General features: G+C 58.3%; 23 protein-coding genes. 7 read left to right on the top strand and 16 right to left on the bottom strand.

Annotation, left to right across the window (positions count from 1 at the left end; genetic code table 11):
* Positions 1 to 128 precede the first annotated feature (128 nt).
* Together greA and AC2FLO_RS19580 are read left to right on the top strand one after the other, a co-directional pair.
* Entirely contained in the window at positions 129 to 599 is a 471-nt protein-coding gene (gene greA, locus AC2FLO_RS19585) for a transcription elongation factor GreA (RefSeq protein WP_209506599.1), read from the top strand.
* 14 nt (positions 600 to 613) lie between these two features.
* The gene (locus AC2FLO_RS19580; RefSeq protein ID WP_496752197.1) at positions 614 to 1,609 is read left to right on the top strand and encodes a hypothetical protein; all 996 of its coding nucleotides are present in this window, start codon (positions 614 to 616) and stop codon (positions 1,607 to 1,609) included.
* On the opposite strand, the gene AC2FLO_RS19575 is transcribed toward AC2FLO_RS19580, so the two are convergent.
* From AC2FLO_RS19575 to AC2FLO_RS19555, 5 genes are read right to left on the bottom strand one after another with little or no spacing between them, the layout of a single operon-like run.
* Entirely contained in the window at positions 1,606 to 2,199 is a 594-nt protein-coding gene (locus AC2FLO_RS19575; RefSeq protein ID WP_496752195.1) for a GNAT family N-acetyltransferase, read from the bottom strand. The two genes, AC2FLO_RS19580 and AC2FLO_RS19575, sit on opposite strands and share 4 nt — an antisense overlap.
* Entirely contained in the window at positions 2,196 to 4,265 is a 2,070-nt protein-coding gene (locus tag AC2FLO_RS19570) for a molybdenum cofactor synthesis domain-containing protein (protein WP_496752193.1), read from the bottom strand. The genes AC2FLO_RS19575 and AC2FLO_RS19570 overlap by 4 nt, the downstream gene beginning before the upstream one ends.
* Complete coding sequence (mobB, locus tag AC2FLO_RS19565) at positions 4,262 to 4,753, bottom strand: molybdopterin-guanine dinucleotide biosynthesis protein B (RefSeq protein WP_496752191.1); 492 nt, start codon at positions 4,751 to 4,753, stop codon at positions 4,262 to 4,264. The genes AC2FLO_RS19570 and mobB overlap by 4 nt, the downstream gene beginning before the upstream one ends.
* A complete protein-coding gene (mobA, locus tag AC2FLO_RS19560) occupies positions 4,750 to 5,406 on the bottom strand; it encodes a molybdenum cofactor guanylyltransferase MobA (protein WP_496752190.1) in 657 nt (218 codons plus the stop codon). Before mobA ends, mobB begins: the two co-directional genes overlap by 4 nt.
* Positions 5,403 to 6,341, bottom strand: coding sequence for a formate dehydrogenase accessory sulfurtransferase FdhD (locus tag AC2FLO_RS19555; protein WP_496752188.1), 939 nt, complete (start codon positions 6,339 to 6,341; stop codon positions 5,403 to 5,405). The genes mobA and AC2FLO_RS19555 overlap by 4 nt, the downstream gene beginning before the upstream one ends.
* Between AC2FLO_RS19555 and AC2FLO_RS19550 the strand changes: the two genes are divergently transcribed.
* Positions 6,340 to 7,050, top strand: coding sequence for an AzlC family ABC transporter permease (locus AC2FLO_RS19550; protein WP_496752186.1), 711 nt, complete (start codon positions 6,340 to 6,342; stop codon positions 7,048 to 7,050). The two genes, AC2FLO_RS19555 and AC2FLO_RS19550, sit on opposite strands and share 2 nt — an antisense overlap.
* Positions 7,047 to 7,379, top strand: coding sequence for an AzlD domain-containing protein (locus tag AC2FLO_RS19545; protein ID WP_496752185.1), 333 nt, complete (start codon positions 7,047 to 7,049; stop codon positions 7,377 to 7,379). Before AC2FLO_RS19550 ends, AC2FLO_RS19545 begins: the two co-directional genes overlap by 4 nt.
* Here the strand turns inward: AC2FLO_RS19545 and AC2FLO_RS19540 are convergent.
* From AC2FLO_RS19540 to AC2FLO_RS19510, 7 genes are all read right to left on the bottom strand, one after another.
* Positions 7,368 to 8,000, bottom strand: a complete 633-nt coding sequence (locus AC2FLO_RS19540) for a hypothetical protein (protein WP_496752184.1) — start codon at positions 7,998 to 8,000, stop codon at positions 7,368 to 7,370. The genes AC2FLO_RS19545 and AC2FLO_RS19540 overlap by 12 nt on opposite strands.
* A 17-nt stretch (positions 8,001 to 8,017) precedes the next feature.
* On the bottom strand, positions 8,018 to 8,152 hold the full coding sequence (locus tag AC2FLO_RS19535) for an aa3-type cytochrome c oxidase subunit IV (protein ID WP_267364539.1): 135 nt from the start codon (positions 8,150 to 8,152) through the stop codon (positions 8,018 to 8,020).
* Positions 8,153 to 8,241: 89 nt separating this feature from the next.
* Positions 8,242 to 8,781, bottom strand: a complete 540-nt coding sequence (locus AC2FLO_RS19530; RefSeq protein WP_480585475.1) for a hypothetical protein — start codon at positions 8,779 to 8,781, stop codon at positions 8,242 to 8,244.
* Positions 8,768 to 10,609, bottom strand: a complete 1,842-nt coding sequence (locus AC2FLO_RS19525; RefSeq protein ID WP_496752183.1) for a glycerophosphodiester phosphodiesterase family protein — start codon at positions 10,607 to 10,609, stop codon at positions 8,768 to 8,770. The genes AC2FLO_RS19530 and AC2FLO_RS19525 overlap by 14 nt, the downstream gene beginning before the upstream one ends.
* 56 nt (positions 10,610 to 10,665) lie before the next feature.
* Entirely contained in the window at positions 10,666 to 11,118 is a 453-nt protein-coding gene (locus tag AC2FLO_RS19520) for a DUF6173 family protein (protein WP_496752181.1), read from the bottom strand.
* A gap of 4 nt (positions 11,119 to 11,122) precedes the next feature.
* Positions 11,123 to 12,169 carry an MBL fold metallo-hydrolase gene (locus tag AC2FLO_RS19515; protein WP_496752179.1) on the bottom strand — a complete coding sequence of 349 codons (1,047 nt, stop codon included), beginning with the start codon at positions 12,167 to 12,169 and terminating at the stop codon, positions 11,123 to 11,125.
* Positions 12,169 to 13,872 carry an acyl-CoA dehydrogenase gene (locus tag AC2FLO_RS19510; RefSeq protein WP_496752177.1) on the bottom strand — a complete coding sequence of 568 codons (1,704 nt, stop codon included), beginning with the start codon at positions 13,870 to 13,872 and terminating at the stop codon, positions 12,169 to 12,171. Before AC2FLO_RS19510 ends, AC2FLO_RS19515 begins: the two co-directional genes overlap by 1 nt.
* A gap of 138 nt (positions 13,873 to 14,010) precedes the next feature.
* Between AC2FLO_RS19510 and AC2FLO_RS19505 the strand changes: the two genes are divergently transcribed.
* Complete coding sequence (locus AC2FLO_RS19505) at positions 14,011 to 14,961, top strand: L-threonylcarbamoyladenylate synthase (RefSeq protein ID WP_496752175.1); 951 nt, start codon at positions 14,011 to 14,013, stop codon at positions 14,959 to 14,961.
* Here AC2FLO_RS19505 and AC2FLO_RS19500 read toward each other — a convergent pair whose 3' ends face one another.
* On the bottom strand, positions 14,962 to 15,516 hold the full coding sequence (locus AC2FLO_RS19500) for a YqgE/AlgH family protein (protein ID WP_480483069.1): 555 nt from the start codon (positions 15,514 to 15,516) through the stop codon (positions 14,962 to 14,964).
* A 157-nt stretch (positions 15,517 to 15,673) separates the two neighbouring features.
* On the opposite strand from AC2FLO_RS19500, the gene AC2FLO_RS19495 reads away from it, so the two are divergent.
* Together AC2FLO_RS19495 and AC2FLO_RS19490 are read left to right on the top strand one after the other, a co-directional pair.
* Positions 15,674 to 16,474, top strand: coding sequence for a protein-disulfide reductase DsbD domain-containing protein (locus tag AC2FLO_RS19495; RefSeq protein ID WP_480899376.1), 801 nt, complete (start codon positions 15,674 to 15,676; stop codon positions 16,472 to 16,474).
* Between the two features lie 4 nt (positions 16,475 to 16,478).
* A complete protein-coding gene (locus AC2FLO_RS19490) occupies positions 16,479 to 16,898 on the top strand; it encodes an NUDIX hydrolase (protein ID WP_496752173.1) in 420 nt (139 codons plus the stop codon).
* On the opposite strand, the gene AC2FLO_RS19485 is transcribed toward AC2FLO_RS19490, so the two are convergent.
* The 3 genes from AC2FLO_RS19485 to moaB form a co-directional block, all read right to left on the bottom strand.
* Complete coding sequence (locus AC2FLO_RS19485) at positions 16,895 to 20,296, bottom strand: efflux RND transporter permease subunit (RefSeq protein ID WP_496752171.1); 3,402 nt, start codon at positions 20,294 to 20,296, stop codon at positions 16,895 to 16,897. The two genes, AC2FLO_RS19490 and AC2FLO_RS19485, sit on opposite strands and share 4 nt — an antisense overlap.
* A 5-nt stretch (positions 20,297 to 20,301) precedes the next feature.
* A complete protein-coding gene (locus AC2FLO_RS19480; RefSeq protein WP_496752169.1) occupies positions 20,302 to 21,750 on the bottom strand; it encodes an efflux RND transporter periplasmic adaptor subunit in 1,449 nt (482 codons plus the stop codon).
* 106 nt (positions 21,751 to 21,856) lie between these two features.
* A complete protein-coding gene (gene moaB / locus AC2FLO_RS19475) occupies positions 21,857 to 22,399 on the bottom strand; it encodes a molybdenum cofactor biosynthesis protein B (RefSeq protein WP_496752167.1) in 543 nt (180 codons plus the stop codon).
* Position 22,400 lies beyond the last annotated feature (1 nt).

Below are 22,400 nucleotides of genomic sequence, written 5' to 3'. Positions count from 1 at the left end.
TGATCGCTGCAACTGATGACACCCCTTGCAATTCACGTGGTATTTGGGTCAGGTAATCGTCAACCTAGGACTCGCCCCGACGCTTCTGTGCGGCGGGGCGAGTCAGTTTATGCGTGGACGTAGAGAGTATGGAAAAGATCCCGATGACGCCTGCGGGCAATGCCGCACTCGCAGCTGAGCTGAAGAACCTCAAATCCGTCGAACGCCCTGCGATCATCGAAGCCATCGCATCGGCGCGCGAACTTGGCGACCTGAAAGAAAACGCCGAATATCATTCAGCCCGCGAAAAGCAGGGGTTTATCGAAGGTCGCATCAAGGAACTGGAAGGTATCCTGTCACTGGCGGATGTAATTGACCCAGCAAAACTGTCTGGCGCGATCAAGTTTGGCGCAAAGGTTACATTGGTTGACGAGGATACCGACGAAGAAAAGACGTGGCAGATCGTCGGTGAATATGAAGCCAATATCGAAGCTGGCCTTTTGAATATCAAATCCCCCATCGCCCGCGCCCTGATCGGCAAGGACGAAGGTGACAGTGTCGAGGTGCGCACCCCTGGCGGCGTGCGCTCTTATGAAATTCTGAGTATCAAGTACGCCTGACCGGAGCGCATGTAATGTCGGGGCCCAAACCTGACCCGGAAACTGAAAGACCGACTTCGCTGGGCATCTATGACCGCCCAAAGGCACCGTCTGTCACCGAGATTGAGATTGCCGCATTGGTGCTCAGCCTGATTTGGCTGGTGGTGTCGGTTGTTTTTCTGGTGATGCCAGATAAGGCGCAGAGCGGTGGTTTTGTTGTCACCTTTCTGGCCGTTTTCATGCCTGTGGCGATGATCTGGGTCGCCGCCACTGCCATGCGTGCCAGCCGCGTGATGCGCGAGGAAAGCGCGCGGCTGCAAACTGCGATTGATGCGATCCGTCAGGCGTATGTCGCGCAGCAGCAGCGCGCATCCAGCACCTACGAACCTGCGGTAGCAAAGAAACTGGATGAGATAGCAGCCGCGACGCGAAAAACCGAAAGCACGCTGGCAACATTTTCGACCAAGCGCACAACGCCCCCTTACGCCCCTGCAAAACCACTCGTTGCGGGTGCTCAAACCTCGCTTGAACTGGGCACATCTGCGGAAGAAATTGCGCCTCCGCTGAGCACCGATATCTTTATCCGCGCCTTGAACTTCCCGGAAACTCAGAATGACACCGAAGGGTTCAACGCCCTGCGCGTGGCGCTGAAAGACCGCAAGACGGCGCAGATCGTGCAAGCCTCGCAGGATGTTCTTACACTGCTCAGCCAGGAAGGCATCTATATGGACGACCTGCGCCCTGACATGGCCCGGCCCGAAATCTGGCGTCAGTTCGCGCAGGGCGCGCGGGGTCGCGCTGTCGCCGCGCTGGGGGGTGTACGCGACCGGTCTTCGCTGGCGCTGACAGCTGCACGGATGAAACAGGATCCCATTTTCCGCGACGCCGCCCACCATTTTCTTCGCCGCTTCGACAAGATGATGGCCGAGTTCGAGCCCACCGCAAGTGATGCAGAACTGAGCGCGTTGGGTGAGACCCGCACCGCGCGGGCGTTCATGTTGCTGGGGCGCGTAGCCGGGACGTTTGATTAATCAGGCAAAACGATCCAAGACATCTTGGTCGCGCTGCTGAAACCAAACACGTAGCTTAAAGGTCCAGTTTTTTCTTCACCCACAGCCCGAAATCCTTCGCGCTCATATAAAGCGCGGGCGCGGGGGTTTGTTTCGATAACGTCAAGCTGAACCACTGACATGTTTTGTTTCCGCGCTTCACACCTAACGGCATCCAGCAAGGCAGTACCAACCCCTTTGCCACGCGAGCCCGCGGCCACAAATATGCCATCCATCTGAAACACGCCGGGTTTCAGTTCGCGCTCCAAAATGCTGAGGATGAGGGCGCGCCAAATGGCCCCAAGCCAGCCATAGACCTTTGCTAGGTCTGACATTCCGCCTCCGGCCAATGCACCATCGCGTGTCTTGAAACCTGCAAGCCCCAAAATCCGGTCTTCCTTGTCCCGTGCAACAAGCGCGAAATCCGGGTTCAACGAAGTTTCGAAGAAAGCCAGCCCCTTTTCATCCGGACCCATGACTTTGTTCAGTTTCGCCGAAAATGCCTGCCAGAACAGGGTCGCCACCAGTGGGCGTTCCGCATCAGAAAAACCGCGTGAGACCGTGATTTTCACAACCCAAAACTGCCATACGGGATAAACCGAACCATATCACCGGGTTGGATATGCCGGGCACCATCTTCTATTTCGACCAGCCCTTCGGCCCAGCTGAGCCCGCTGATCCGGCCCGATCCTTCTGACTTGAAGACTTCAACGCGGCCTTCCCGTATGCGCGCGCGCAGGTATTCGCGGCGGCCCGGTTTCTTGCGCTTTTCAAAGGCAGCGGGCACTTCGAACCCTTGCGGCTCGATCCAGCCTTCGCCAGACATCAGGCCCAGCGCCGGTCGCGCAAAGATCAAGGTGCAGACCAAAGCGGCAACGGGATTGCCGGGCAGTCCAAAGACCGGTGTTCCGGACCACAACCCCAAAGCCAGAGGGCGACCGGGTTTCAAGGCGATCCGCCAGTGTTGCATCGCCCCCGCCTGGCGCAGCAAGGCAGACACGTGGTCTTCGTCACCAGCAGATGCGCCACCACTCGTCAGTATCACTTCTACCTGTTCCGCAGCCTGATCCAGCCGTTCCCGCAGGGCGTCCCGATCATCTGAAACACGCCCCATATCCACAGGTACAAACCCCAGCCTTTCGACCAGAGACAACAGCATCGGGCGGTTGGCGTCGAATATCTGACCCGGTTCGGCGCGTTCTCCGGCGTCGACCAGTTCATCACCGGTCGATACCACGGCGACACGCAGCGGCTTGCGCACATTCACCTCGTCAATGCCCAAAGCGGTGAGCAGCGCAAGATCAGCCGGTGTCAATCGGCGTCCTTTAGGCAGGGCCAGATCGCCTGCGGCCACATCCTCGCCCGCTTGCCTGGTATTTGCCCCCTTTTTCAGCGGGCCGTAGAATGCGATATGCCCGTCTTTAACTGTGACATCCTCTTCCAGAATAACCGTATCCACTCCGTCAGGCAGCGCGGCACCCGTCAGAACGCGCAATGCCTGGCCCGCAGGAACGTCACCCTCAAACGGAATACCGGCTGCTGCACGCCCATCGACCAACGGCAGGACCTGTGGCCCATCTGAAATCGGGCCAGCGAACCCGAACCCATCCACGGCTGTATTCGGCTGCGGCGGGTTGGAACGTTGGGCTGTCACATCTTCTGCCAGAATGCGCCCACTCGCCGTATTCAGCGCGACCACCTCGACCGAGGTAATCGGATGCAACCTGTCGCGCAAATAGGCCAAGGCGTCATCAACGGGCGTCCACTCCACACCCGCTGGCAGTGCAAAACAATCGTTGCGCAATGGTGGCGGGGCTATGTTCGGCTTTTTCTGAGTCACACCCAATATCCAGCCTTCCTCTGCCGCTGAAACATCTAATTGCGCTTTCAACTCCTGCTCTGTCAAACGCGACAGAGTCAAGGCGACCTGTTCGACTTGCCAAGCATCCTTGATCCGCCCGTCCGGTGGCGCACCTAAGGTGAGCGACGGCCAGATTTCCACAAAGGCGATAGGTCTATCCAACGACTCGAACGGCCAGACCGCGACTTGTCCGGCAAAGCGATGGCGGAGCCTACTCAGAACTGGAAGCCCCATCATCACCTGCCCACCGACCGCGCCTGCACCCGCCATCTGCCAGCAGGTGAAGCTGCCTTTTGCCAAGGCTTCAACCGCACGACGGTCGGAGAACGGATTGGAATAGCCCGTTTTGGTTCTCGGCAAACCATCAATGTCACGCCCGAGGCCATTCATCCAAAATGGGCCTCTTCCTCCGAATTGTCGATTGATCCGGCCTGCCAAGTCGAAACGATTGTTCGTTTTCGGACCGTCTTCGACATGCTGTTCGAACCAGTCCCACAAGGTCAAGGGGTCATCCGTTCCGGTGATCGCGCGGGCAAAGCCCTTCGGGTATCCAAAAGGGAAATCGCACCCCAGAAACAGGCGGCGACCTGCCTTCAGTTCGGTGCGGATCAGGGCATCCAGCCACGCCTCGGCAAGCGCCCGGTTGCGTAGGTATTCAGGTTCCTGTGCCTGCCCTTCACGCACAATACAGACCCAGATCGCGTCTTTGCGCGGTGTTGGCCCGGTGTCATTTCCACCAGACCAGTCCACCATGGCAAAGGTCTGGAACAGGGTCACAAACCAACCTCATCCAATATGAAGTCCGCGATCTTGACTGTGTCGTTCAGGTCGAAAACCGGGCGATCTAGTTCCAGCGCCGTGTCGCTGGCAACGGCTCGAACGGTATCGTTTTCAATCGCGATCAGAGGGTTTCCCGCCTCGGCGCGAAACGCCTCGATCTTTGGGTGGCCTTCCCGCTTGAAGCCTTCAACCAGCACAAGATCAACCGGGGAAAGCCGCGCCAGCAGTTCGCCCAATGGCGGCTCGGGTGCGCCGCGCAGCTCTTGCATCAAGGCGACGCGCTGCCCCGACGCAAGCAACACCTCGCTGGCGCCAGCAACGCGGTGACGATGACTGTCCGTGCCCGGCTGATCCACATCGACGCCGTGATGCGCGTGCTTGACGGTTGAGACGGCAAAGCCCCGCCCCGTGATCTCGGCCACCAGCCGTTCCATCAGCCCTGTTTTGCCTGCGTTTTTCCAGCCAGTGACGCCGTAGACTCTCATACCTGCTCCAACAATGTCCGGGCGCGGTCCAAATCGTCAGGTGTATTGACGTTGAAGAACGGATCAAACGGGTCAGCCTGGAACAAAGCCTCGCGCCCGTCGTGTTTATCAGTCCACAGCACGACCTTGCGCAACCCGTCCGTCAGAGCCGCCCGCAGATCATCGCGCAGAGCCACAGGCCAGAGCCCAAAGGTCGGGTGCCGGTTGACGCGCCTGCCCCCACCGGATTTCAGCGCTTCGTCACCCGTTCGCGGAGTAGTGGCCAAGACCAGAGGATGCACCTGCCCCGCTGCCGCCTCTTGCAGACGCGCCACCAGATCACGCGGGAAGAACGGTGTATCTGCGGCAGCCGTTACGATGCTGTCGGCCCCCTGATCTGCCGCCCAATCTAGCCCCGCCAAAACGCCGGCCAAAGGGCCAGCGAAGCCTTCAATTGTGTCAGGAAGAACAGGTAGAGTCAGATCGCTGAAACGCTTGGGGTCACCATTTGCGTTCAGGGCCAAACCATCGACTTGAGGAGACAACCGATCAACGACATGGGACAGCAGGGTCTGCCCGCCAATCTTCAATAGGCCTTTATCACCACCACCCATCCGGGTGGCCTGCCCGCCTGCGAGGATAACGCCGAGAGGTTTTCTGTTTTCATCACTCATTGGCTACTCTTCCGCCGGTGTTTCCTGTCTTCGGCCACAACCGTCGACGGGTCCACATCACGAACCAACCGTTCCTCACCGGAAAGACAAACAAAGCGCTGTCCGCGCATCCGGCCGATCAGCGTAAGGCCGACCTCACGCGCGATCTCGACACCCCAGGCGGTAAAGCCGGAACGGGACGCCAACACGGGAATGCCCATCATTGCCGTTTTGATCACCATCTCGGATGTCAGGCGACCGGTGGTGTAAAGGATCTTGTCCTCTGCCGTCGCACCCTCGGACAGCATCCAGCCTGCGATCTTGTCGACAGCGTTATGGCGACCCACGTCTTCCATATAAACCAGCGGGCGGTTTTCGCGACACAGTACAGTCCCATGAATTGCCCCGGCCTCAAGATAAAGCGACGGGGTGCGGTTGATCTTGGCCGCCAGTTTGTAAAGCCATGAGGTCCGCACCTGCACTTGTGGCAGTTGAACGCCCTCAAGGCCCTCCATCATGTCCCCGAACACCGTTCCCACAGCGCAGCCACTGGTGCGTGTCTTTTTCTTCAGCTTGTCTTCGTACGAAGTCGCGCGTGCGGTGCGGACAACAACGGTTTCAAGATCATCATCGTAATCGACACGGGTAATCTCATCATCAGCCAGCAACATGCCCTGATTTCGCAGAAAACCCAGCGCCAGGTATTCGGGATAGTCGCCAATGGTCATCGCCGTCACAATTTCCTGCGCGTTGAGGAAGATCGTCAGTGGGCGCTCTTCGACTACTGAAATCTGGCTGACCTCGCCATTCTGGTCCACGCCCTCGACCGCACGGGTCAGGTGGGCCGCGCCCGGATCAGGCGCGATTACATAGTCTGACACGTCGGTTTCGGTGACCAATTGCAACCCCTTTACAAGACCGATACTGCTGCTGGCGTCACCATAGGATTTAGCCATGGCCTCTGCCACATCCAAGTCATACTTCTGGAAAGGTTTTCGCGACGGCACACCGTTTGTCTTCGTGGCTGTGCCTTTTGGTCTGTTGTTCGGTGTCTTCTCGACAGAAGCCGGGTTGAATATCGTGCAGACCATCGCCTTTTCCATCACCGTTTTTGCAGGCGCGGCGCAGTTCACAGCTCTGCAACTTCTGCAGGATGAAACGCCGACAATCATCGTTTTGATCTCGGCCCTGGCAGTGAACCTGCGGGTTGCGATGTATTCCGCATCACTGACGCCGTTTCTGGGTGCCGCGCCCTTGTGGCAGAGAGCATGTGCGGCTTACCTGATCGTTGATCAGTCTTACGCCTGTTCAATCGCGCAGTTCGAAAAAGAGCCTGATCTGACGATCCCCCAGCGAATGGCCTATTTCCTGGGTTCGGTCACACCGATCACACCGCTGTGGGTTTTGGGAACCTGTCTGGGTGCCGTGCTGGGTGCTCAAATTCCAGAGAGTTGGGCGCTGGACTTTGCCCTGCCGATCACCTTTCTGGCGATGATTGGGCCAATGATGCGTACGCTGGCCCATGTCATCGCCGCCCTGGTCGCCATTGTCGTTGCCCTGCTGACCGTGAGTGTGCCGTTCAATCTGGGCCTGCTGATCGCAGGCGCGACAGGGATGATGGCCGGTGCGCAGGCAGAATTGATGCTAAAGCGGAACGCGCCATGAACCAGATCGATCAGACAACAATATGGATCATCATCGTGGGTCTTGCGTTGGGCAGCTATGCTTTGCGCTTTACCTTCATCGGTCTCGTCGGTGATCGCCCGATGCCGCCTTGGTTGTTACGTCACCTTCGATATACAGCCGTGGCCATCCTGCCCGCACTGATCGCGCCGCTGGTGGTTTGGCCTGCAGCCACCGAAGGACAACCGGATATACCCCGTATGTCGGCCGCAGCGGTTGCATTGTCTGTGGGCATTCTAACCAAGAACGTGCTGGCGGCCATTTTTACCGGGGCGGCAACACTTTACACATTATTGTATCTAGTTGGATGAAGCCGCGTCCAGCTGGTTCAGGCGCGCATTGTTGAACGCCAGTCCCTTTTGCAGGTCCGCGTCGTCGTTTTCACGGTATTCCGCCGTTTGAACGCCTTGCAGCGCTCCAAACTGATCCGACAGTTTGACCGGATAGAATGTGGTCGTGATCTGTTCGAACCCCGGAACCTGCTGCAACAGCTGCGAGGTAGAGTTCGCACAGAATGCACCAGCCACCGGGCCCATCTGCTTGGCCAGTTGCAATGCAATTTCGGCCTGTTGCGGAGTGACCTCGATCGTCTGGATGCGCGCATAATGTGTTTCGCGGGCGTGGCTGCTGCGATACGCACGTTCGACATTCGGGGTAATACCGTACAGCACATCGTTCCTGATCGGTACAACATCCGCCCGGAACGACCCTGCCGGGTCGAAAATAACCCGCTCACTGCCGCTGATCATCAACGACGTATGCGCACCCGAACCGGTTCGGGTGCTGATCATCGTGTACAAGGTCAGGGTCGATGGCCCCGGATCGCGATAGGAGCGGGACGTAATTTCAGTTTGATCCGCTTGCGAGCGCTGTGATGCAGCGCAACCAGCCAGCGTTGCGGCCACGAGGCACGCAGTCAATATCCTGAGCAAAGCCGCCCCCGAATTGCTTACGAGGCGAAAACTGCCAGGAACAGGCACAACAAGGCGATCGCGACCACACACCAAGTGGTGGCTTTGATGAAACCGTTGAAAGTTTTGGTTTGAACGTCGATGTTCATTTCGCCGTGCTTGTATTCAGCCATGAGTCTCAGAATCCCAATTCGCGTGTTTGACTTGTTGGATAATGGAAAACAAAACGCCTGTCACCACGTCATTCGCGCGCAGGGCGTGCTTACTTGAGGACCGAGCATCCGGGATACCCAAACCCCCACCGCCAGGGCAGGCCGCTGCACGGCCCGCCACCGAAACGAACCGCCCCATACATGGCATCCGCTGTGATCGCATGAATGGAGCGGATCTGATCAGGTTCCATATCGTAGCGATCCGCATATTCGTCGGCATACTGTTCTCCATGCGCCGCAACACAGGCATGCAGGGCATTATCCGCCGCCAAACGCGCGTCATAGCTCTCCTCGGCCGAATCCGCGCCGCCAGCATTGTGATATGCCCGGTCGTGGATCACACAACAGTTTTCCCAAGGTGGATGTTCTTCAAAAAGTTCACCAACCTGCGGGAATTGCTTTGCCACCCAGCGCCAGCTTGCGGACAACCCACCCGAGCACCCGTCTGTTTCAAATGGTTGCAGCTCGGCTCCGTCGCTCTGGTCCATCAAGGCGCGATGGGCAGGCATTTCGAACCGGCGCATCAAGTCCTGTGCCAAGGCAACATGCGGAATGATGAGTAACAACAGCAACAGATTAAGGGCTTTCATCGCGCATCGCTTTGGTGTCGACCTGTAATCCAAACGCCGTGGCCAGCCACAACATCAGCCGCTCTGCCGGTCCCATTTCAGCGCGCACGCGCAGAACCTCATTGGCCATGGCCGGGCGATCAGTAATCAGACCATCGACACCCATAGACGCCATTTTGGACATCTGCAGCGGATCGTTTACTGTCCAGACATAGATATCCTTGCCGGCATCGTGAACCTTTCGGATCAGGCCCGGCGTCGCCATCCCTGCGTTAACGGCGACAAACTCGCCCTCCAACCCCGACAGATCACCAACGGCTGTGGCCGCCAATACACCCGAACGCCAGTCCGGGCGCAGTTTCTTCATCTTTTGGACAGCCGGGTACTTCAACGACATAGTGGCGACCTCGTCCTGCATCTCCAACTCTTCCACCAGTTTGATCACCCGGTTTTCCAGATCGATATCATGGCCATAGTATTTCAGTTCGATAAGAACCCTGGACTTGCCTTTGGCCGCCTCCAGCACATCACGCAGAGTTGGCGTGCGTTCCGAGGCGTATTCCGGGTCGAACCAGCTGCCGATGTCGATATCGGCCACATCCGCCATTGTGGCATCCCAGACCTTCAGATTAACACCCGCCAGCTTCATGAAATCGCTGTCATGGGCCACGATGATCACGTCATCCGCAGATTCCTGAACATCGATTTCAACCCAATTCGCGCCGTCCTCGATGGCTTTCAGAACCGAGGCCATCGTGTTTTCCGGCCGCAAGGCCGCAGCACCCCGGTGGCCAATGACCTCGGCATGATCCGGGGCCTGCACACGTTTCAGCAGACTTTGACCTGACCAAAGGCCAATACCCAACGCGGCAAGGGATGCGCCCACTGTCACAAATACAGGCGCCCGAATTTTCCGGAGCTCTGGGTGAGCGATCTTTTTTCCGTCTGTATCGAAAAACCCGTCCAGCAAGACGGCCAGCGCGCCCAGCGCCGTTGCCGCCAGAACCAGCCCCGCCAATGACCACAGCCCAGCGACGACAAAACTGAAGGTCAGGGCCAGCTTGAGGTTGCCGCCGTCCTGTACGGGTACGAGAGTAAACAAAAGGCTGGCCACTGCGGCAATCAAAGCGGCAATGACAAGGCGCATCCCCAGCCAAAGGGCAAGCTCGATCTTCAACCGCCCGCGCCTGCCTTCCATATTCTGCGCACTTTGGGCAAACGCCGTTCGGGGCGCAGTTCGTTCGAAAAGGACCAAATGCAGGGCCAGCGCCCAGGCGGACAGGCGGCGGATCAAAAGCCACGCCAGTACAAGAACAACCACTCCGATCAGAAGAGCCGCCACCTTGAAGGCGGGGGGGCGGAAGGTCAGGTAATAGTTGATGTCGTATTCAGTCAGCGTCCACCAAGCGATCAAGCCAGCGACAGCCACGAATGGCAGGGCAAGCAACAGGACACGCAGGATGAAACGCACGGCAAATCCGAACAACGCCGGGAAACGGGACAGGATCAATGCGAGCGCCGCACTGCCAGCACGCCAGGGATCTTGTTCGCCCATGCGCAGCGACCCGGCCATGACTGAGAACACCAGGACCTCAGCCAGCAGAAACAAGCTCAGAACTACAACAGACGAGATAAACCCGACCGGAGACAGCAGGAACATGGCAATGTCCTGATCGGTCAAGGCCGTCTGGTCAGACAGAGACACTGCTAGATTGACCGCCAGCGCCACCCCTGGCGCAATCAACGCCACAAGCAGCAATCGGACAGCGATATAGATAGGCACAAAAACCCGACGCCGGGCCCAGGCCCCCGCGTAGGCATGTGTTACGGCATGGAAATATCTGCTCACGCGGTCACCTCCGAACTGATACATTCATTCAAAGGCGCGCAAACGTGAATTGCAAGTCAGCTGTCTTTCAGGTCTGCAGCCAGGCGGAATCCGATGCGGTTGGCTGGCTTGTCTTCAACCGATTTGGGAAGCGCACGCAACATCACGTTCAACTGGCTGACATGCTGCACCAATTGCGTGCGGGCCCCGGTTCCGTCGGATCCGTAAAAGGTGATCATGTCGGGGTCGAAATACCCCATCCCTTCGATCCGCATGACGCCGGCATCGCCGCCGGTAAAGCCCATCGCGACCTCATGATCGCCGTCCAGCGCCTGTTCGAAATTCTGGATGTACAGGATTAACCGCTCGTATGCCCATTGTGCGGGGCTCTTGCTAGCCACCGGTTTTTTCAACGTCTCGGGCAGTTTTTTGCTTCCGGATTCGGCTTTGGGATCGGCGTGCACCTCGTAACACTTTGGCAAAGCTGCGGCTTCTGCGGCCTCGGCCGAGGTTTCGATCTGGTCCTGCATTCGTCTACCCTTTGCGTTGATACAGCCATGCCCCATCCGCGCGTTGCGTCCGGGTTACTGCACTAATGTGGTAGAGGTGATTTACATGTGCAACCGCCTCGACCAGCGCAAGGCCATACTCACCCTCGCGGATTGTACGTTTGAACAGCGGCATAAAGCAGTCAGCAGCAGATTTGGGCTGATCCAGATGATCCAGCAGTCGTTCCAGCGCGCCATGGTGGTTGTCAATCAGCTGCTTCATACGCAACGGCAGACCCGTGAAGGGCAGTTTGTGCCCGCCTAAAACCAGATGATCGGGGCGGGCGAGCGCCTGAAGCCTCTTACAGGCCTCCATCCATCCTGACACCGGATCGGCCATGGGTTCGGTCGCATAGACACCCAGATTGGGACTGATCGAACTTAAGATCTGATCGCCGCTGAGCACCAGATTGTCATCGCGGCTCCAGAAGGTGGCGTGTTCCGGTGCATGGCCATTGCCCATATGAACGTCCCAGTCACGTCCGCCCATACGGATCACGTCACCCTGCTTGATCCCGGTAAAACCCAGCGGCATGGGATAGACTGTGTCGGCAAAATTAAAGGGCCGGTCCGCCATCCGTTTGTTCAAAACTTCGGATGCCATGCCCGCGCTGCGATAGAAATCCAGCGTTTCTTGCGGCCAGGTTTCCTGCACATCCAGCGTCAGCATCCGCGCAAACAGCCACGAGGTGCGGCTTGTCACCAGCTCGGCGCCGTGTTCCGTCTGAAACCATCCGGCATTGCCAACATGGTCGGGATGGTGGTGAGTCACCACCACCCGCCTGATCGGCTTGCCTGCAAGAGGTCCGGCCATCAACGCTTCCCAGATGCGCCGCGTCTTGTTCGAGGACAGCCCCGTATCGATCACGGTCCAGCTGTCGCCATCGTCCAGTGCATAGATATTTACATGGTCCAGCGCCATAGGCAGGGGCAGGCGCATCCAGAGAACACCTTGGGCAATCTCGGTGGCTTCGCCCTGCGCGGGCGGTTCAGACCACGGATATCTGATCCCCAATACGTGATCCCCGTCCATCAAACTGCAAACTCGTCCGTGCTCAGCGCGAAAAGGTCATCCGCCCCGTTCTGTGCCCGTGCCAAAAGGCCCGTATGTTCGGGCAACAGGGCGTTGATATAATACCGCGCCAGTTTCGCCCGCGGTCCCTCTGGGTCGGCAAGGGCTGCGGTCAGGTGATAGTGCCCGCCCAGCACTCGGGCAAAAGCCTGCAGATAAGCAACTGCGCCTGCAAAGCGGTTATTCATATCGTCCTGTGCCACCAGCCATTCTGTCGCCTCGCGCAGCGTTTCGGTGGCTTCCCAAACAGGGCCCGCCAGATCAGGCAGTGTTGCACGGGCGCGTTCAGCCTGGTCTTCAATCTCATCCAGCAGGTTCGAAGCAGCCTCGCCCCCGTCCATCATCTTCCGCGCAACAAGGTCCATCGCCTGAATGCCGTTGGTGCCCTCGTAGATCGCGGTGACACGCGCATCGCGATAGAACTGAGCTGCGCCGGTTTCCTCAATATATCCCATGCCACCATGCACCTGGACCCCTGTTTCAGCCACACGCATCCCGGTCTGAGTACCAAACGCCTTGCTGATCGGCGTCAACAGCGCGGCCCGCGCAGCCCAATCGGCGTCACCAGTGGCCTCTGCCATATCGATTGCAACCGCATTGGCCAACAGGATCGCGCGTGCTGCATAAACATCAGCACGCATATCCAAAAGCATACGGCGCACATCCGCATGATCGATGATCGTCCCGGACGGCGTTTTGCCTTGTTTCCGTTCCAGCGCATAGGCCACCGCGTGCTGATATGCACCTTCGGCCACGCCCACGCCCTGTCCGCCCACGCCCAGGCGCGCATTGTTCATCATGGTAAACATGGCCGCCATACCGCCATGTTCGGCGCCCACCAGCCAGCCTTTGGCTCTGTCATATTGCATCACGCAGGTGGGCGACCCGTGCAAGCCCATCTTGTGTTCCAGCGAAACCACTTTCAGATCATTGGCCGCGCCAGGATCACCATTTTCATCAGGCAAGAATTTGGGGACAAGGAATAACGAGATCCCTTTGGTGCCGGGCACCCCATCGGGAAGGCGGGCCAGTACCAGATGGCAGACATTCTCGGTGAAATCGGTATCGCCCCACGAGATGAAGATCTTTTGACCGGTGATCGAATATGTCCCGTCACCGTTCGGCTCTGCCTTCGCAGACAGCGCGCCAACATCCGATCCGGCCTGAGCTTCGGTCAGGTTCATGGTGCCCGACCATTCCCCCGTCATCATCTTAGGCAGATACAGCGCTTTCAATTCGTCGCTGGCGTGATGCTCCAACGCCTCGATCTGACCCTGAGACATAAGCGGCGCAAGTTGCAGCGACAGGCAGGCGGCACTCATCATCTCGTTGACCGCCGTGGTGATGGTCATAGGCAGCCCCATCCCCCCGTATTCAGGATTACCACTGATCCCGATCCAGCCACCTTCGGCAATTGCCTTCCAGCCGTCTGCATATCCCGGAGAAGTTCGCAGCACTCCATTTTCAAGCCGTGCAGGTTCCAGATCACCGGGACGCTGCAGAGGGGCCATCACCTCTTCGCACATCTTTCCAGCTTCGGTCAGGATCGCATTGACCACATCCCCGCTGGCATCAGCAAATTTATCCGTCGCAGCGACCTGGTCGAACCCGACCACTTGGTCCAGCAGGAACTGGTAATCTGAAATTGGGGTGCGATAGGGCATGATCACTCTCGAAGGCTAACAATTCAGAACATATCGGCAGGCTTGGAATTGTGGGCAAGCGCCGGTAAGCGTATGAGCTTGGATCAATTACCTACTGTCCCTTATGTTTCAAGCAACCAAAACGCGGCGTCACCAGTTATGATCTCAACCGGCACTCAGGAATTGACGGCGGATCCCGGCGGTATCGCGCGGGCTGCAGATATGTTGCGACAGGGCCTTCTGGTCGCTTTCCCGACCGAGACGGTCTATGGCCTGGGCGGCGATGCCCGCAACGGACAGGCGGTGGCGTCGATCTACGAGGCCAAGGGGCGGCCCAGTTTCAATCCGCTGATCGCACATGTCGCTTCGGTCGGCGCGGCGCAACGGTATGTGCAATGGTCAGATCAGGCCGAGCATCTGGCGCAGGCCTTTTGGCCCGGTCCGCTTACCTTGGTTTTGCCCTTGCGCGAAGGGCACGAGATTTCTTCGCTGGTGACGGCAGGTTTGGATACGTTGGCCGTGCGCGTTCCGGCACATCCGACAGCGCGCGCGCTGCTGGCCGAATTTGATGGCCCGGTTGCGGCGCCTTCGGCAAACCCGTCGGGTCAGATCAGTCCGACCACGGCAAGTCATGTCTGGTCGGGTCTTGGCGGCAAGATTGCGGCTGTTCTGGATGACGGGCCGTGCGATGTCGGGCTTGAATCCACCATCATCGGCCTGGCTGGGGAACCTGCACTTTTGCGTCCAGGTGGCATCGCGCTGGAGCAGGTCGAAGAGACGCTGAAAACGCGACTGCATTTGCTTCAATCCGGTGATCTTCTGTCCGCCCCCGGCCAGTTGCAATCACACTATGCGCCGGACGCTCCGGTCCGTTTGAATGCCATAACCCGTCAGGGTGACGAGGTGTTACTGGGATTTGGGCAGGTAGAGTGCGACCTAAACTTGTCCGCCACTGGCAACTTGACCGAAGCGGCGGCAAATCTGTTTGCGTTTCTGCATCAGCTGAACGAAACCGGGCGACCGATTGCCGTTTCTCCGATCCCTGACACGGGTTTGGGGGCGGCAATCAATGACCGGCTGCGGCGCGCGGCGGCACCCCGTGACAGCTGATCAGGCTCGCCCCGCGCTGGCAGAAAGGGTCAGCGGGTCCACGCCCAAAGAAGCCAACGCTGCCTCCCATTTCGCATCATCGGGCACATCAAAAACAAGTTTCGACGTTGCCTCGGTGGTTAGCCAGCCGTTCATGGCAATTTCATCCTCAAGCTGACCGGGCCCCCAGCCGGAATAGCCCAGCGCCAGCATCGAGTTCAGCGGCCCAGTGCCTGACGCCAAATCCTCGAGCACATCAAGTGTCGCCGTCATGCTGAAATCCTCGGAAATCTGCATTGAATGCAGGTTGGCCTCGTAATCAGCGCTGTGAAGGACAAAGCCGCGTGACATCTCGACCGGCCCACCGAAATGCACAAGGCGTTCGCCGACAATCGGTACACGGCAGGCGATGTTCAGTTGACCCAGCAAAGTCTTGATCCGCAGGTCCGAGGGCTTGTTCACAATCAAACCCATGGCACCGTCGTCACCATGACTGCACACATACACCACCGAATGGTCGAATCGCGGATCCCCCATACCAGGCATCGCAATCAACAGTTTTCCGGTCAGGTCCATGGGCCGCCATCTCTTTCTCAGAACACCTCAACAATGGCCCCGCAGCATGTCTATTGGCAAGAGAACAACAGGTATTTTGGCGGATTTCATCCCAGTGAACAGAACGTGACTTGGAATCCGGGCCAACGCCGCGCATTTAAGAGGGATGAAGATGTCGATGAAACACACTGCCGTCGCTGCACTCGCTTGCCTGCATCTGGCCGCCCCGGTTGCCGCTCAGGGTCTGGACGGCGTGGTTCAGCTGGATGTTCTGGATGGCGGACGGACTGCAAACGGCACTTATCTTACCGCCTTGAAGGTGACGCTTGAGGATGGTTGGAAAACCTACTGGCGCGCGCCCGGAGATGCTGGCATCCCGCCGGAAATCAACTGGAAACGCTCAAGCAATGTCGGGCGTGTAGAGATCACATGGCCTGCCCCCGATGTCTTCGATCAGAACGGGTTGCAGTCGATCGGTTACAAGAATCAACTGGTCCTTCCGATTGAGATTACGCCGCACAACCCTGCCAAGCCGGTCCGATTGCAGGGCGAAATGGATCTGGGCGTTTGCAAAGACGTTTGTATTCCGGAACGTCTGGGCTTTGACCACACGCTCGACGCCAATGCCGGACGCCATCCCGCGATTGCCGCCGCACTGGCGCAACGCCCTTATTCCGCGCAAGAAGCTCGTGTGTCCAGTGCCACCTGTCGTCTGACGCCGACGAAAGATGGTATGCGTATCGAAGCACGAGTGACCATGCCATCGGCAGGTGGTCATGAAGTGGCTGTTATCGAACCCGGCAATCCCTCCCTCTGGGCTTCGCAGCCGGTTGCGCAACGGCAGGGCGATACGTTGGTGGCCGAGGCCGAGATTATCAATGCGTCGGGTACACCTTTTGCGCTGGATCGGTCGGAAATCCGGATTACTGTTCTGGGCGCCAATCACGCAGTTGATATTCAGGGCTGCAGCGCAGGCTGAATTCATGACCCAATCGCCAAAAATCGGTGCCCTGGCCGTTGTTCTGCATCAGGATCAGGTTCTTCTGGTTCAGCGCAGCAAGCAGCCCGACGCCGGGCTGTGGGGGTTTCCCGGTGGCCATGTCGAATGGGGTGAAACCGTATTGGAAGCGGCACAACGCGAATTGCTGGAAGAAACCTCGGTGATCGCGCAGTCGTCACATTATCTGAAAAATCTGGACCTTCTGCGCCGAACCCCAGATGGGCTGGTCGTGTCCCATTACCTGCTGGTCGGGGTCGCCTGTCAGTATCGCTCGGGCACGCCGAGGGCCGGTGACGACGCAATGGAAGCCCGGTGGTTTCCCGTCGATCAGATTCGCCAGGGCAACCTGCCCATGAGCGCGCGGGTCATTGAGCTTATGGAATATGCCTTGCGTGCGGTTTAAGCATCTGCCGATTTCGTGAGGCGACCATAAAGCATGCCTGAGGCAGCAATGCTCAGAATCACAATCGGCACAGCGCCGGCAACAAACGCGCCCAGCCCCATTTTCAATGCGGCAATGCCATCATCACCGGGATAAAGACCTTGTAGCATGGCAAGCGGTGCACCGTTGACGGTGGGCCAGATCATCGTCAAGGCAAACCAGATCCCAAGCATCACGCCGGTTCCGGCCAACGCGCCACGAACAACCTTGTCAGGGGCCCGTGCAGCACGGCGCATGGCTGTCATCGGACGCGCCACGTCATTGAGAACTCCCAGCAAGGCAGGCACAAGTACCAACACCAGCAACATTCCGAAACCAAGCCCGTAGACCAGTGTGATTACTGTCGGTTTCAGGAACTGCGCCTGTTGAGAGCCTTCATATAGTAAGGGCGCAAGGCCAAGAACCGTGGTCAGCGTTGTCAGCATCACGGGTCGCAACCTGTCCGCCGTGCCATCCAGAATAGACGGAATCAACCCGCGATCCTGCTGGTATGCGTCGATTGTCGTCACAAGAACGATGGAGTCGTTGATGATGATCCCTGTCATGCCCAGCAACCCGACCACCGTGAACATGCTAAGCGGCACCTCCCAGATGTAATGGCCCCAAATCGCCCCGACCAGGCCAAAAGGAATAATCGCCATAACCACAAGGGGCCGTGTCCAGCTGGCAAAAACCCAGGCCAGTACAAGGTAAATACCGGTCAGGCACAGGATCAGACCATTGCGGGCCTCGGACAGGAATTCGTTTTCCTGTTCGCTCAGACCCGACATGCGCCACTCAACCTGCCTTTCGGCTGCAATATTGGGCAGGATCTCGTCCTGCATCACGCGTTCAATTTCGGCGGCCCGTGCCGGATCGTCCTCCGAGATGTCACCTGTTACCGAAACCACCCTCAGGCCGTTTTCACGCCGAACCGTCGAAAACCCGGACTTGCGTTCGACCGAAACGATATCAGCCAGCGGTACATAGACCCCGTCAGGAGAACGCATCAGAGTTCGTTCCAGAAAATCTGCTGTCAGTTCACCTTCGGGCAGTTCGACACGGATCTCGGCACTGCGCGGCCCGTCGGGGAAGGTTGCGGCCTCAATCCCGTTCAAACGGTTGCGCAAAGCCCGCCCCAGCGTTTCGATCCGAAAGCCCAGCGCCTGACCCTGTGCCGTCAGATCAAGAAGAAACTCTTCCTTGTCATATGCCAAAGAGTCCTCAAGCGCCGAGACTTCAGGAAACTTCGACAGCGCGGTTTGCAAATCTTCAGATGCGGCTTTCAGTACATTTACGTCCGAGCCATAGAACTGCACGTCGATGGCGTCGCCGCCGGGGCCGGACCGCCAACCGCGGAAGCTGATCACCTCGACCTTGGGGTGGCGCGGTACGAAATCCTGTAGCTCGCCCACAAACTCAAAACTCGAATAGGGGCGCAGATCGGCGTCGATCAATTCAATCGAAATACCACCCAGCACACTGCCGTCCTTGCCGTCAGCCGCAGCAAGCGCACGCCCGGCATTGCCCCCAACTTCGGCTAGGACATAGTCAATTGGATTTCGGCCATGACGCTCTTCGTAGATCCGGCCCAGTTCGTTGGTTGCGTCCTGTAGAATGCGCATCATTTCAAGCGTATCTGACCGGGTCGACCCCTCGCGCATAATAAACCCGCCGCTGACTGAACTGCGTTCAGGTGCGTTGAAGAACCGCCAGTTCACGTCGCCACGAATGAACAATGCGACCTGACTGGCCAGGATGGCGATCATCAGCGCGGCGACCACATAACGCGCCCAGATCACCCAGGCGATCAACGGGCGGAACAAGTGATCCCGAACCCAACGAAAACCACGATTGACGACACGGTTCGGCAGATCGTACCAGTGTTCCTTGGCCGAATGCGCAATTGCGTGCGCCATGTGATTGGGCAGGATCAAGAAGCATTCCACCAGCGATGCAACCAGAACTGCGATCACCGTGAAGGGGATATCGCGGATCAGCTCTCCGAAACGTCCTCCAACCAACGTCAGGCCGAAAAACGCAATCACGGTCGTTACTGTGGCGGCCAGAACCGGCATTGCCATTCGGCGGGCGGCACGCTCTGCGGCTTCCACAGGTGTCTCGCCCAATCGGCGGGCGCGATAATCGGCGTGCTCGCCCACGACAATGGCGTCATCTACGACGATCCCCAAGGTAATGATCAGACCAAACAGCGAAACCATGTTCAGCGACAGACCGCCCAGATACATCAGCGCAATCGCCGCCGACATCGCCACCGGGATACCCGCCGCGACCCAAAACGCAATGCGCGCATTCAGAAACAGGAACAACAGGATGACAACCAGCCCCAGCCCCATCAGCCCGTTATCCACGAGGATGTTCAGCCGGTCGGTAATCGCTTGCGCCCGGGTACGGATCAGATCAATTCTCACACCTTCAGGCAGGCTGGCCTGCATCTCGCGGGCTACGTCCTCGACCGTGTGCTGAATACCTATCGCATCTCCCAGGTTCGACCGGTCCACTCTGATGGACATGGCGGGATTATCGCCCACATAATAGCTGCGGTCGCGAGTGACGCCTTCAATCCGAATTGTGGCTATGTCGCCAACCTTCAGCTTCGACCCATCTTCGTTCGTCCGCAGCGCGATGCCTTCGATCTGTTCCGGCGTGCGTTTCTCAGTTCCCGCCCGGACACGAGCACCCGCACCTTCGACATTGCCAGCGGGGTCCGTATTGACTTCGGCACCTATCGCTGCCGCGATTTCGGCCATCGTGATATCGTTTGCGATCAACTGTGCAGTGGTGACCTCGACAACAATGCGCGGTGCGGCAATACCTCGGATTGTCGTGCGGGTCACACCAGATGCGAATAAACGATTGATAAGCTCATCCGTCAGCTTCGCCAGTTGAGCAGTATCGGTCGGTCCCGTGATCACTACATCCGTCACCCGATCACGCCACGCACCGCGTTGAATCTTGGGCTCCTCAGCGTCTTCCGGCAGATCTGTGACAGCGTCTATAGCGGTCCGGACTTCCTCAACAGCGCGGGACACATCCCAGTTAGGTTCGAATTCCAGCCTGATCCGGGTCCAACCTGGATGCGAGGAAGCCTCGGTACTGGTCACCCCTTCGACGGCCAGCAGCGCAGGCTCCAGTAACTGCACGATCCCGGAGTCCATGTCCTCGGGCCCGGCACCATCCCAGGTTACGGATACATCGACGCGTTCCAGAATGACGTCCGGAAAGAACTGCGCCCGCATGTTCGGGATTGCTGCCGCGCCAAGAACCAGCATGACAAGCAACATCAGGTTGGCAACTGTCCGATGCCGCGTGAAGTAACTGAGAATGCCGCCCGCCGCGCCAGGTATCTCGCGCATCATGGCGTTTATCCCCCAGCCCTGGTTTCAATACTGCGCACCAAAGACGTCGGCACACGAGCTTCGCGCAGCCGGGTTAGAACCTGCGTCTTTTCCTTCGGAGGCATTGCACTGTTCGCCTCGACTTGCGCCACAAGTTCGGCACGTTTCTCGTCCGTCAGCTCGACCATTCCAGGGTCAACACCCGCCTCAAGCCGCAGGGGCCGTACCCGCACGCCCGACCCAAGCAGGGGGGTTCGTCCGACGACGACCTCTCGCCCTTCCAACCCGTCGCCCCGCAGCAGAACCTCGTCCCCCTGGCGGCGGATGAGCTGAACCGGCAGGCTTTCCAATCGGTCGTCAGGACCAAGCACAAGAACTGTTCCGGATGCATCTAGGACCGAGGACGGCAGTCGGTAAACTCCGGCAAGCGGTTGTTCCTGAACTGACACCGTAACGAAATCCCCGGGTTTAAACCCTGATGCCTCTTGCAGACGGGCATAGACCAACCGCCCGGTCTGACCTTCACCGGCAGACCCGCTGTCGCGGCTAATCTGGCCAATCGCGGTCAGATCGGTCCCTGTGACTTCAAGAGATATGGTGACCGGCGCGTTGATCAGACGATCACCGCCATCCAGAAGCCGCACATACTGCGCAGTTGACACCCGAAATGCCACCTCAAGGTCGTTGGGATCAACCAGTTCAGCCAGCTTTTCATTTGCCGATACCAGCCGCCCTTCCACAAGAGTCACATCCGTTAAAGTACCGCCAAAGCCTGCCCGGATTGTCATGTCGCCCAGATCACGTTCCGCAGCTTCCAGTGCAATCATGGCGCGGGCCAACAGGGTTGATGCCTGATCCACACGGGATTCAGCCTGTGCCAGCGCAATACGCCGCGCCAGTACGGCCTGTTGCGCCGCTGCGGCAGCCAGTTCGGCCTCTTCCACGCTAGCGGCGGCCCCCACGCCCCGTGATTCCAGATCGCGTTGACGTTGCAATGCCCTTTCCCGCAGTTCCGCCTGAGCCTCAGCCGATTTCAGCTCGTCCTGCGCCAGCAGCAACGAGCGTTCTGCATCGCGCTCTTCAAACTGAGCGTCCAAGAGGTCGGACTTGGCCCGATCCAGTGCGGATTGTGCATCTGCCGGATCCAGTTCAACCAGCACTTCGCCAGCCTCGACAATTCCACCATCTTCAAAGTCTTCTGCCAGCGCAATAACGCGACCGCCAAGCGCCGCACGCAACTCCAGTCTGCGGCGGCTTTGAACCTCTCCGAAAGCTTCAAGATATGGGGTGACGGTTTCCGCCTCGGCAGGCCGAACCGCAACAGCAAAGATCCTTTCTCGTGCTGGTGGTGTCGCGTTCTCACGCGTCAAAGCCTCCTGAACGGCCCCAACGATCATCTGTGCAGCAACGAACAACAAAGCCAGCGCCAGAAACGCCAGAAAAATACCGACAAGACTATGCCGCAGAAATCGCATCAATCAGTTACCCCGGTTGCACCACGCTGCCGTCCACAAAATGTAGCTGGATCAGGAAATATGCCAAGCCACAAGGCGGTTATACGGAATGGAACGTATGACCAGTCTACTTCCGTCGCAGATGTTCGTCCAATCTGGGCATTATTTCCACAAAATTACACGGGCGGTGGCGATAATCGAACTGTTTTTCCAAGATACCGTCCCACGCATCCTTGCAGGCCCCCGGACTGCCGGGTAATGCGAACAGGTATGTCCCCCCGGCAACGCCCCCCGTGGCCCGCGACTGCACCGCCGAAGTTCCGATCTTTTCCATCGAGATGATCGTGAAAACAATGCCAAAGGCTTCGATCTCTTTTTCATAGACATCGCGGTGCGCCTCGACGGTGACATCGCGCCCAGTCAGACCCGTGCCGCCGGTCGAAATCACGACGTCGATCTGTTCATCCGCCACCCACGCGCGCAACTGATTTGCAATCTGTCTGCGCTCGTCCCGAATTATTCTCCGATCCGCGACGACATGGCCTGCCTTTTCAATCCGGTCCACCAATGTCTGACCCGAGCGGTCCTCTTTCATCGATCTGGTATCCGAAACAGTCAGTACGGCGATCTTAACCGGGATGAACTCCATGGTTTCGTCAATGCGCGACATG

Source organism: Ruegeria sp. TASC047, assembly GCF_059612445.1.
This window is presented reverse-complemented; position numbering and strand designations above follow the sequence as displayed.

Bases quoted from the DNA above. Each gene is read 5' to 3' on its own strand.
- AC2FLO_RS19580 (WP_496752197.1), top strand. From the start codon at position 614: ATGTCGGGGCCCAAACCTGACCCGGAAACTGAAAGACCGACTTCGCTG.
- moaB (WP_496752167.1), bottom strand. From the start codon at position 22,399: ATGTCGCGCATTGACGAAACCATGGAGTTCATCCCGGTTAAGATCGCC.
- AC2FLO_RS19545 (WP_496752185.1), top strand. From the start codon at position 7,047: ATGAACCAGATCGATCAGACAACAATATGGATCATCATCGTGGGTCTT.
- mobB (WP_496752191.1), bottom strand. From the start codon at position 4,753: ATGAGAGTCTACGGCGTCACTGGCTGGAAAAACGCAGGCAAAACAGGG.
- AC2FLO_RS19530 (WP_480585475.1), bottom strand. From the start codon at position 8,781: ATGAAAGCCCTTAATCTGTTGCTGTTGTTACTCATCATTCCGCATGTT.
- AC2FLO_RS19535 (WP_267364539.1), bottom strand. From the start codon at position 8,152: ATGGCTGAATACAAGCACGGCGAAATGAACATCGACGTTCAAACCAAA.
- AC2FLO_RS19480 (WP_496752169.1), bottom strand. From the start codon at position 21,750: ATGCGATTTCTGCGGCATAGTCTTGTCGGTATTTTTCTGGCGTTTCTG.
- AC2FLO_RS19495 (WP_480899376.1), top strand. From the start codon at position 15,674: ATGAAACACACTGCCGTCGCTGCACTCGCTTGCCTGCATCTGGCCGCC.
- AC2FLO_RS19505 (WP_496752175.1), top strand. From the start codon at position 14,011: ATGATCTCAACCGGCACTCAGGAATTGACGGCGGATCCCGGCGGTATC.
- mobA (WP_496752190.1), bottom strand. From the start codon at position 5,406: ATGAGTGATGAAAACAGAAAACCTCTCGGCGTTATCCTCGCAGGCGGG.
- AC2FLO_RS19550 (WP_496752186.1), top strand. From the start codon at position 6,340: ATGGCCTCTGCCACATCCAAGTCATACTTCTGGAAAGGTTTTCGCGAC.
- AC2FLO_RS19485 (WP_496752171.1), bottom strand. From the start codon at position 20,296: ATGATGCGCGAGATACCTGGCGCGGCGGGCGGCATTCTCAGTTACTTC.
- AC2FLO_RS19490 (WP_496752173.1), top strand. From the start codon at position 16,479: ATGACCCAATCGCCAAAAATCGGTGCCCTGGCCGTTGTTCTGCATCAG.
- AC2FLO_RS19510 (WP_496752177.1), bottom strand. From the start codon at position 13,872: ATGCCCTATCGCACCCCAATTTCAGATTACCAGTTCCTGCTGGACCAA.
- AC2FLO_RS19520 (WP_496752181.1), bottom strand. From the start codon at position 11,118: ATGCAGGACCAGATCGAAACCTCGGCCGAGGCCGCAGAAGCCGCAGCT.
- greA (WP_209506599.1), top strand. From the start codon at position 129: ATGGAAAAGATCCCGATGACGCCTGCGGGCAATGCCGCACTCGCAGCT.
- AC2FLO_RS19500 (WP_480483069.1), bottom strand. From the start codon at position 15,516: ATGGACCTGACCGGAAAACTGTTGATTGCGATGCCTGGTATGGGGGAT.
- AC2FLO_RS19515 (WP_496752179.1), bottom strand. From the start codon at position 12,169: ATGGACGGGGATCACGTATTGGGGATCAGATATCCGTGGTCTGAACCG.
- AC2FLO_RS19555 (WP_496752188.1), bottom strand. From the start codon at position 6,341: ATGGCTAAATCCTATGGTGACGCCAGCAGCAGTATCGGTCTTGTAAAG.